This is a genomic window from Fructilactobacillus sp. X2R1C1, from assembly GCF_059901435.1.
The window spans coordinates 1-319 of record NZ_JBWXUV010000061.1; the positions used below are offsets into that span (position 1 = coordinate 1).

At 32.0% G+C, this 319-nt stretch carries 1 pseudogene; it reads right to left on the reverse strand.

What is annotated here, in order from left to right:
* Positions 1–319 (reverse strand): annotated as a pseudogene (locus AC6UDG_RS07505) (sucrose phosphorylase); the annotation flags it as partial.

Here is a 319-nt window from a genome sequence, read left to right on the forward strand (position 1 = left end):
TTCTTTATCTGTTAAAATACCTTTGCCATCAACTACTCCAATTCCATCGTGGGTATCTAATGTTGTAAACTGCTTCATTGGACTATTTTTAAGCCACCAAATCAAAGGATCAACATTTCCAGAATATAAACTGTAAAGAACCACTATAGGAAGAGCAAAATCATAACTATAATAACCATGATTTGTTAGTTTCCTCACAATATGATAATTTTCATGTATTTCAGGTAAAATTTTAACCCCACGCGGTTTTACTATTTTTTCAATACTATCAAGAAGTTCCCAAATATCCGGCTCAACAAAAAAATCATTCGTTCCAACT